Genomic DNA, 6,319 nt, shown 5'->3' with positions numbered 1-6,319 from the left:
GCCGGACGCGCATGCGCGGCACGCGGCGCTGACGGCGGCCATGGCGCGGTTTGAGGAAAATAATGCGTCCGCGCCCCAAGGAATCGCCGCTGAGGCGCGTCCTAGCTCCAGTGACGGCACGGGGCCGTCGGCAATCTGGAGCAGGATCATGAATGCTATGAAGCCCACACGTTCGGGTTGGACGCCGGCGCTGGCCGGTGGCGCAAGTCTTGCCGTGCTGATGATCGCGGTGGTGTCCACCAGCGTGATGAGGCCGGATCTGTTCGAGAGGCGCGTGTCTGTCCCGCCGCCGCTGGAGAAGCCCGCGCGCGTCGATGCGGACGAAGCAGCGGGCACGGCGGCGAAGCCGGAAGCACTGCCTGAGGAGAACAGAGTTGCACGGACCGCCGAGAACGAGCCTGTCGCGCAACCGGCGCCGCAGCCCTCGCCCGCGCCCATGCCCCAAACGGCGCAGGATGCCATGCGTAGTTTCGGCCGCTTTGCTTCGCAGCCGGGGACATTGCTTGGCTATGCCACCCCAGATGCGGAAGCTCCGGCTCCGACATATCGCGATCAGGGCCGCGACCGCTTCGAGGCCTTTGACGCGAATCCCGTCAAGGTGGTCACGGAAGCGCCGGTCTCGACGTTCTCCATCGACGTCCGACACCGTCCTACGCCTTCATGCGGGCGCGCCTCAACCAAGGCGTCCTGCGCCGGCGGACTCCGTTCGCGTGGAAGAGCTCATCAATTACTTCCCCTACGACTACGCCGCCCCCGCCAGCGCGGACACGCCGTTCAAGGCGAATGTCTCCATCATGCCCACGCCATGGAATGACGCGACCAAGCTGATGCGGATCGGCATCAAGGGCTACGTGCCACCCGCGTCGGAGACGGCACGCGCCAATCTCGTGTTCCTCATCGACACGTCCGGCTCGATGCAAGCGCCCGACAAGCTGCCGCTGCTGCGCAACGCTTTCAGACTGCTGCTGACGTCGCTGCACCCAGACGACACCGTCGCCATCGTCACCTATGCGGGCGCGGCCGGAACCGCGCTCGAGCCGACGAAGGTTTCGGAGCAGGCGAAGATTCTCGCCGCGCTCGACCAGCTCTCCGCGGGCGGCTCGACGGCGGGCGCCGAGGGCATCCGGCAGGCCTACGCACTCGCCGAGGCCCACAAGGTGGACGGCACTAACCGGGTGATCCTGGCGACCGACGGCGATTTCAACGTCGGCATCGCGGATACCGAGACGCTCAAGGACTTCGTGGCGAGGAAGCGCGAGACAGGCGTTTCGCTCTCCGTGCTCGGCTTCGGCGTCGGCAATTACAACGACGCGCTGATGCAGGCGCTCGCCCAGAACGGCAACGGCAACGCCGCCTATATCGATACGCTGACCGAGGCGCGCAAAGTGCTCGTCGACGACGTCGCCGCGACGCTTCAGACCATCGCCAAGGACGTCAAGATCCAAGTTGAGTTCAATCCGGCTGCCGTCGCCGAATACCGGCTGATCGGCTACGAGACGCGGGTGCTCGAGCGCGAGGACTTCAACAACGACAAGGTCGATGCCGGAGAGATCGGCGCCGGACACACCGTGACGGCCCTTTACGAGATCACGCCGACAGGATCGGAAGGACGGCTCATCGACGATCTGCGCTATGAGTCTTCCGGCAAGCCGCCGGCTGAACCGGCCGACGAGATCGCCTTCGTCAAGATTCGTTACAAGCAGCCGGGCAGCGACAAGAGCACGCTGATCACCATTCCGGTGACGCGCGCCGATGAGGTGGCCTCAATCGAGGCAGCCGACGCCGATGCGCGTTTCGCGGCAGCCGTCGCCGGCTTCGGCCAGGTGCTCAAAGGCGGACGCTACACGGGCGCATGGTCCATTGACGACGCCATCGCCCTGGCCGAGGGCGCGCGCGGGCCCGACCGATTCGGCTACCGCAACGAGTTCCTCAACCTTGCGCGCCTCGCCAAGTCTGCTCAGGCGATGGCGCCACTCAGGCAGTAGGACACCAGCCCTTCGCAGGGGATTGCTGGTCCACGGAAAAAGCTCGATGCTGGAAAAGATGGTGGGCGGTACTGGGATCGAACCAGTGACCCCTACGATGTCAACGTAGTGCTCTACCGCTGAGCTAACCGCCCGCTGCCTCTCTAAGGCGAGGCGACTTCTATATGGGGGGCGATGGGCGAAGGCAACCGCCCTTTCGCCCCTTTAGAGTCTAGGCCGCGAGCATCCGCTCCACCTGATCCACCAGATCGCGCAGGTGGAACGGCTTCGACAGGATCTTAGCGTCTTTCGGCGCGTTGTTGTCCGGGTTGAGCGCCACGGCGGCAAAGCCCGTGATGAACATGATCTTGAGATCCGGATCGAGCTCGGACGCTTTGCGGGCCAGCTCGATGCCGTCCATCTCCGGCATGACGATGTCGGTGAGGAGAAGCATGAAGGGTTCTTCCTTCAGCCGCTCATAGGCCTCGAGCCCGTTGCCGAACGACACGACGTCGTAGCCGGCCTTCTCGAGCGCCTTGACCAAGAAGCGGCGCATATCCTCGTCATCCTCGGCAAGCAGAATACGCTGCACGCTGCGTGCCCGTGGATCGTTCGCCTCCATATTCCCCGTCCCCCTCAACTCTCGCCACATTGGGCGTACACGAACTTGGTAAACGACCGCTTGCCTTGGCAAAAAAGGCTGACGCGCCGTCCCCCTTACTGAACTCCAAATCATTGCGTCTATTTGGGTCGGGCACAAGGCAGAACACGCCTAGACAGGCTCAACTCTCGTTGGCAGAGTTTACAGACCTGAATTCGAGGCTGGCGGACCCCGCGAAAGGGCCGGAAATCAAGAGTTGGCCATGAGCCCAAGCGAGGCTGAGGCGATCGAACGTGAGCTTGCTCCGCCCTTTTCCGTGGTGCGGCCGGCGGAGCTCAAAGTTCCCCTCCGTCTTCAACTCCCCCCATAGCGGCCGGAACTACCCCAGCACCTTCCTGGCGGCCTCGCGGCTCGACGCCCACACGCTGCGCCGGTCGGAGGACGCCTTCGTCGAGGAGCTGTTCGGCTTCGTCGCCGATCTGGGGGCGCCGCTGCTGCATGCCCATTTCCCGCGTGCCTATCTCGACGTGAACCGCGAGCCCTACGAGCTCGATCCCATTCTCTTCCGCGATGGGCTGCCCCATTACGCCAACACCCAGTCGGTGCGCGTCGTAGGCGGGCTCGGCACCATCGCCCGCATCGTCTCGGAGTCCGACGAGATCTACCGGGAGCCGCTGTCGGTGGAAGCGGCGCTTGAGCGCATCAGCCGGCTTTACACGCCCTACCACGAGACGCTTGCGGCGCTTCTCCTTGAGGCGAAACGGGAATTTGGCCTGGCCGTGCTGATCGACTGCCACTCGATGCCCTCCAGTCCCACTGCGGACCGGGCGCGGGGCCGTCCGGACTTCGTGCTCGGCGACCGGTTCGGCACCTCATGCAGCGCAGAGTTGACCCGCCTCGCCGCTTCAACGCTCGAAGCTCAAGGCTATGCGGTTGCCCTCAACAAGCCCTATGCCGGCGGCTACATCACCGAGCATTATGGCCGCCCGCACAAGGCGCAGCACGTCCTCCAGATCGAGATCAACCGGGCGCTCTACATGAACGAGACGAGCTTCGCCAAGTCGCAGGGCTTCGATCGGCTCCGGGAAGGCCTTCAGACCATGGTCCGCGGCCTCATCCCCGGCATTCCCGGGCTCGCCATCCCGCGCGCCGCGGCCGAGTAAGCCCTTCAAAACACAAAAAAAGGGCCGTTCGATTGAACGAACGGCCCAAGTCTGAGGGAGACGCCCAAGGAGGGCAGCGGCACAGCCTGGAGAGCCATGCCGCGTTGCAACAATATGTCATTGCGGCGCACAAAAATCAAGATAGCTGTCCCAGGCCCGCGACATTCCTGAAACACTGGTGCAGAACTATCACGAAAGCCTCGGAAGCCTTGCCTTGCCGGCACTCAAAATACGCCCCACCGCCAGCTAGGCCTTGACTCACAACGGCAAACGCCGCCAAAGCCATGTCCGTGTCAGACACCGATCAACCCGATTTCGACGCCTATATAGCGACGGCTCACGCGCTCGCCGAGAGGGCCGGCGCGGTCATATTGCCGCATTTTCGGGCCGGAACGGCCGTTGACCATAAAGGCGGCGGCGCCTTCGATCCCGTCACGGCGGCGGACCGGGACGCGGAAATGGCCATCCGGCAGCTGATCGCGGAGACTTATCCGAGCCACGGCATCGTCGGCGAGGAGTTCGGCAATGAGCGCGCCGACGCGGATTATTGCTGGATCATCGATCCGATCGACGGCACGCGCCCCTTCATCATGGGTCAGCCTCTGTGGGGCACGCTGATCGGGCTCACCGCCCACGGCGCCCCGCTGCTCGGCATGATGGACCAGCCCTACACGAAAGAGCGGTTCTGGAGTGGCGAGACGGAAAGCTATTTCGCCCGCGACGGCAAGACACAGACGATCCAGGTTCGGCCGTGCCCCTCGATGAGCGAGGCGATGCTTGCCTCGAGCACACCGGACATGTTCACCGGAGCGAACGAGAGACCGTATGCGCGTCTGGCCGAGGCCGTGCGCCTCCGCCGCTTTGGCGGCGACTGCTACAACTATTGCCTTCTTGCGATGGGCCAGATCGACCTCGTGGTCGAAACGGATTTGAAGCCCTTCGACATCCTGCCGCTCGTTCCCATCATCGAGCGCGCGGGCGGCGTGGTCTCGACTTGGGAGGGTGGCGACCCGCGTCACGGCGGCCGCGTCATCGCCGCCGGCGATCCCCGCCTCCATGCCGCCGCGATGGAGATGCTGTCGGGCTAGCTTGCCTTGCTCAAGGCGACGCCCGTCACAAAGGCATCGAACGCCGCCCAGAACTGCTCACGAATGGCATCGCGCTCTTGCAGGATCTCGTGGCGGGAGCCGCGCAGCACGATCTGCGAGCCGGCCCGAAGCCGCGAGGCGAGACCTTCGATGGCCTTGCTGGAGACGATCTGATCGTCCCCCGCGGCCACCAGCAGCGACGGGATGCGGATGCGCGGCGCGTATTTCTCATCCTTGAGCCGCGCCATGGCCTCGAAGGCGGCGTTGAGCCAGCCGATCGTGGGCGGACCGACCGCAAGGCCCGGCGCGGCTTGAAGCACGCCGATGTTGCGGAAGAAGCGCTCCCGGTCCGAGGTCAGCGGATTGCCTTCGAAGACGTCGTTGAGCCACTGCTCCGGCTTGCCCGGGGCGGCCTGCTTGCCGAAGCCGAACATCGTCAGGCCATCCGCGAGCCGCGCGCACAGACCTTGCGACATCGGCAATCCCACCAACTGCACCATCGGCGCGGTCATAACCATGCGGCTGAACCAGCAGCCCCGCTTGGTCGCGGCGTTGAACAGCACCGTCGCCGCCATGGAATGGGGCAAGCGCGTAATAGGGCATCGGACAGTCCGGAAGCACCACCCCTTCATGAAGTGGGAGAGGTCCTCCTCGTAGTCGGCGAAATCGCCGACATGGCCCCGCATCGAACTCCGCGTCAGGCGGCTCGAGCCACCCTGCCCGCGCCAGTCCAGCACCGCGACGGCAAAGCCCCGGCGGCGGAGTTCGCCCACCACCTCGAAATATTTTTCGATGAACTCGTTCCGCCCTGGGAAGATGCAGACCGTCCCGCGCCGCTGGCGCAAGGCGGACTGCCAGCTCGCATAGCGAATGCGCACGCCCTTGCGGATATCGAGATAGCCGGCCGATGCGCCAAGCGGGATCGGGTTCTTCGGTGTCGAGACGAGATCCATCGTTTTGAAAGGCCCCTAAGCCCCGGCGCTTGCGCCGCCAGAAAGCGAATTCCTTACTACAGCGCCTGCCGCGCTGACCACAACACCGCCGGCGGCTTGGGCCCCGGCGCTACCTTGGCGGCTCCGGCCGCGCCAGGGCTCCGCAGCCCGGATTTGGTGTGCATATTCAGCGGACTACCCCTCTTGAAGCGCGCCTGGCTCACACCCATATCCGAAAGCGCGCAAGGCCATTTCGGCTTGCGTTGGCTGCCCGGCTCGACGGAAAGAGCGGGCTTACACCATATCGCTTCTTACGGAGGATGTGACATGAGACATTTCGATTTGACCCCCCTGTATCGCTCTGCCATCGGTTTCGACCGCATCGGCTCCCTGCTCGACACGCTCAACACGTTCGAGGGCGAGGCTCCGACCTATCCGCCTTACAACATCGAGCGCGTCGCCGAGAACGACTATCGCATCAGCATGGCCGTGGCCGGCTTCAGCGAAGGCGATCTCGACATCGAGGTCAAGGAGCACACGCTTTCCATTCGCGGCGAGAAGCGCGTCGAGC

The 6,319-nt window shown here is 64.6% G+C and carries 7 protein-coding genes and 1 tRNA gene; 4 read left to right on the top strand and 4 right to left on the bottom strand.

All coding sequences use genetic code 11. The annotated features are described in order from the left end of the window. On the bottom strand, positions 1–462 hold a 462-nt coding region (locus tag AUC71_RS22195; RefSeq protein ID WP_193427016.1), incomplete at its 3' end, for a hypothetical protein. 248 nt (positions 463–710) lie between these two features. Between AUC71_RS22195 and AUC71_RS22190 the strand changes: the two genes are divergently transcribed. After that, positions 711–1,985, top strand: coding sequence for a vWA domain-containing protein (locus AUC71_RS22190; RefSeq protein ID WP_342021799.1), 1,275 nt, complete (start codon positions 711–713; stop codon positions 1,983–1,985). A 59-nt stretch (positions 1,986–2,044) separates the two neighbouring features. Here the strand turns inward: AUC71_RS22190 and AUC71_RS05290 are convergent. Further along, positions 2,045–2,119: transfer RNA gene (locus AUC71_RS05290), tRNA-Val, on the bottom strand. Between the two features lie 77 nt (positions 2,120–2,196). Then, a complete protein-coding gene (gene cpdR, locus AUC71_RS05285; protein ID WP_069623421.1) occupies positions 2,197–2,556 on the bottom strand; it encodes a cell cycle two-component system response regulator CpdR in 360 nt (119 codons plus the stop codon). A 302-nt stretch (positions 2,557–2,858) separates the two neighbouring features. On the opposite strand from cpdR, the gene AUC71_RS05280 reads away from it, so the two are divergent. Both AUC71_RS05280 and hisN read left to right on the top strand, forming a co-directional pair. After that, a complete protein-coding gene (locus AUC71_RS05280; protein ID WP_141701464.1) occupies positions 2,859–3,728 on the top strand; it encodes an N-formylglutamate amidohydrolase in 870 nt (289 codons plus the stop codon). A gap of 290 nt (positions 3,729–4,018) precedes the next feature. Further along, a complete protein-coding gene (hisN, locus tag AUC71_RS05275) occupies positions 4,019–4,816 on the top strand; it encodes a histidinol-phosphatase (protein WP_244500817.1) in 798 nt (265 codons plus the stop codon). Here hisN and AUC71_RS05270 read toward each other — a convergent pair. Then, positions 4,813–5,769: a serine aminopeptidase domain-containing protein gene (locus AUC71_RS05270; protein ID WP_069623418.1), complete on the bottom strand. Its 957-nt coding sequence runs from the start codon at positions 5,767–5,769 to the stop codon at positions 4,813–4,815. The genes hisN and AUC71_RS05270 overlap by 4 nt on opposite strands. Positions 5,770–6,075: 306 nt before the next feature. Between AUC71_RS05270 and AUC71_RS05265 the strand changes: the two genes are divergently transcribed. Then, positions 6,076–6,319: Hsp20 family protein (locus tag AUC71_RS05265; protein ID WP_141701463.1), on the top strand; the 244-nt coding region annotated here is incomplete at its 3' end.

Source organism: Methyloceanibacter marginalis (assembly GCF_001723295.1).
Taxonomy (GTDB): domain Bacteria; phylum Pseudomonadota; class Alphaproteobacteria; order Rhizobiales; family Methyloligellaceae; genus Methyloceanibacter; species Methyloceanibacter marginalis.
Note: the sequence above shows the minus strand (reverse complement) of the source record. Positions and strands in the feature narration are given on the sequence as shown.

What these genes read in the sequence shown, in the direction of transcription:
- AUC71_RS05270 (WP_069623418.1), bottom strand. Translation starts at nt 5,769, where the DNA reads ATGGATCTCGTCTCGACACCGAAGAACCCGATCCCGCTTGGCGCATCG.